We start from the raw sequence: 2956 nt of genomic DNA on the forward strand, positions 1-2956 counted from the left end.
ATGTCCCAGCCGTTCATCGTGCGCAAATCGGTCATGCCGTTGATGCCGCCGGTGTAGCCCTGCTGGCCGACGATCAGGATGGTGAGGATCGCCGCGACCGCCTGGGTGATGATGGCGAAATAAGTGCCGCCGACGCGGCGCTTGAACATCGCCGCGCCGATGATGAAGGCGAAGAAGGCCGGCACCACAATGATGGCGATCACCGTGAAGGTCAGGCTGTGAAACGGTTTCCAGAACAGCGGCAGTTCGGTGATCTGGTTCCAGTCCATGAAATCCGGAATGCCGGGGGTCGACTGGATCTTGGTGTTCTCCGGGCTGGAAGCCTCCAGCTTGAGGAACATCGCCATGCAGTAACCGCCGAGGCCGAAGAACACGCCCTGCCCGAGGCTGAGAATGCCGCCATAGCCCCAGCAAATTACCAGCCCGACGGCGACAAACGCGTAGGTCAGGTATTTTGCGACCAAATTGAGCCGGAACACGTCGAGGCATAGCGGCAGGATCACCACGAGAAGGATCGCGAGCGCCAAAATACCGAGGAACTCGGACCGATTCACGAGGCGTGCATTGTCGGACATGGCGTGAGCCCCTTGTGATTGTTACTTGCGGACCTTGAGGGCGAAGAGCCCCTGCGGACGCAGCATCAGGATGCCGACAATGGCGAGCAGTGTGAGCACCTTGGCCATCGATCCCGACATGAAAAATTCCATCGTCGACTGCGCCTGCGAGATGGTGAAGGCCGAGGCGATGGTGCCCACCAGGCTGGCGGCGCCGCCGAACACCACGACCAGAAAGGTGTCGACGATGTAAAGCTGGCCGGAGGTCGGACTGGTCGAGCCGATCATGGTGAAGGCGGAGCCGGCGATGCCGGCGATGCCGCAGCCGAGTCCGAACGTGTAGCAATCGACCCGCTCGGTATTGATGCCAACGGCGCCCGCCATCACGCGGTTCTGGACCACGGCGCGGACCTGGCGGCCCCAGCGCGATTTGTACATGATCCAGCCGACCGCCATGGTGATCAGCAGCGTCAGGCACATCACGAAGATGCCGTTGATCGGCACTTCGATGGTATCGGTAACCTTTTGTGAGCCCATCATCCACTGCGGCAGCTCGACGCCGACTTCGTGGGCGCCAAAAATCGAGCGATAGGCCTGCTGCAGGATCAGGCTCAGGCCCCAGGTTGCCAGCAGCGTATCGAGCGGACGCTTGTAAAGATGCCGGATCAGCGCCCATTCCACCAGCATTCCCAGCGCCCCGGACGCGATGAAGGCCAGGACCATGGCGACGAAGAAGTAGCCCGAGAACAGCGACGGCAAATAGGTCTGGAACAAGCTCGATGTCAGCCACGTGACGTAGGCGCCAAGGATCATGAATTCGCCATGCGCCATGTTGATAACGCCCATCTGGCCGAAGATGATTGCCAGCCCCAGCGCCATCAGCACGTAGACCGAAAACAGGATCAGCCCGGCAAAGCCCTGCATCGCGAAAATGGCACCGAGATCGCCAATCGAATAGTCGCCGAACATCGCTCATCCTCCGTCGGGGAAAGGGCCCGCGTCGCAAGCGACGCGGGGTAGGTCTTCGCGGATAGGTCGTCCGCGGCAGGGAGCTCTGAAGCTGCTGGTAGCGCTCTTGCTGGTAGCGCTCTTACTGGTAGCCCTTGGGGAACGGATCCGGCTCGACCAGATCGGCGGTCTCGTAGACCACGTCGAACTGGCCATCGAGACGGGCCTTGCCGACGCGGGTCTTGGACCACAGATGGTGGTTCGGATGGATCCGGACGTAGCCTTCCGGCGCGCCTTTGAACTCGATCCCCGGCGAGGCCGCCGCGATCTTGTCGACGTCGAAGGAGCCAGCCTTCTCGACGGTGAGTTTCCACAGCCACGGCCCCAGATACGCAGCCTGGGTGACGTCGCCGATCACGGTCTTCTCACCCCACATCTTGTGGAAGGCGGGCACGAACTTGGCGTTATTTTCGTTCTTGAGCGACTGGAAGTACTTCATGCAGGCATAGGCGCCAGCGATGTTCTCGCCGCCGATGCCGTCGATCTCGTCCTCGGTGACCGAGATGGTCAGCAGCGTCTGCTTGTTGAGATCGATACCGGCCGCCTTGAGCTGCTTGTAGAAGGCAACGTTGGAGCCGCCGACGACGTCGGTGAAGATCACGTCCGGCTTGGTCAGCTTGATCTTGTTGATGACCGAGTTGAACTGGGTGTGACCGAGCGGGAAGTACTCTTCGCCCACAACCTTGAGCTTGAGCATGTTCTCGATGTGCTTGCGCGCGATCTTGTTGGAAGTGCGCGGCCAGATGTAGTCCGAGCCGATGAAGTAAAACGACTTGGCACCCTTCTCCTTGGTGATCCAGTTGATGCCGGCAAGGATCTGCTGGGTGGCTTCCTGGCCGGTATAGATCACGTTCTTGGACTGCTCGAGGCCTTCATAGAAGGTCGGGTAATACAGCATGCCATTATACTGCTCGACGACCGGCAGCACCGCCTTGCGCGAGGCTGAGGTCCAGCAGCCCATGATGGCGGCGACCTTGTCGTTTACCAGCAGCTTCTTGGCCTTTTCGGCGAAGGTCGGCCAGTCCGAGGCACCGTCTTCCTGGATGAACTTGATCTTGCGGCCGAGCACGCCGCCCATGGCGTTGATCTGCTCGATCGCCAGCTTCTCGGCTTCGATCGAGCCGGTTTCCGAGATCGCCATCGTGCCGGTCGCGGAATGCAGGATGCCGACGGTGACTTCGGTGTCGGTAACGGCCAGGCCGGTGGTGTTGACGGCCGAGGTGGCGGGCGACTGCGCGAAAGACGGGCGCGGCAGCATGGTCATGGCCGGCAGCGCGGCCATCCCCATCAGCAATTTTCGCCGGAGTGGCGAGTCTAGGCCTGGTTTCTTCTCGTCGGACATTTGTACCCCACTGGTTGCTCGGGCGCCTATTGGTGAGGCAACAATTGCCGAA

At 60.9% G+C, this 2956-nt stretch carries 2 protein-coding genes and 1 pseudogene; all 3 read right to left on the minus strand.

Annotation, left to right across the window (positions count from 1 at the left end; genetic code table 11):
* A pseudogene (locus tag Q0S16_RS08605) lies at positions 1–575 on the minus strand (urea ABC transporter permease subunit UrtC); the annotation flags it as partial.
* Between the two features lie 21 nt (positions 576–596).
* A complete protein-coding gene (gene urtB / locus Q0S16_RS08610; RefSeq protein WP_295847069.1) occupies positions 597–1523 on the minus strand; it encodes an urea ABC transporter permease subunit UrtB in 927 nt (308 codons plus the stop codon).
* Between the two features lie 121 nt (positions 1524–1644).
* Entirely contained in the window at positions 1645–2904 is a 1260-nt protein-coding gene (urtA, locus tag Q0S16_RS08615) for an urea ABC transporter substrate-binding protein (RefSeq protein WP_295847072.1), read from the minus strand.
* Positions 2905–2956: the final 52 nt, after the last annotated feature.

This window comes from Tardiphaga sp., assembly GCF_025356345.1.
Classification (GTDB): Bacteria; Pseudomonadota; Alphaproteobacteria; order Rhizobiales; family Xanthobacteraceae; genus Tardiphaga.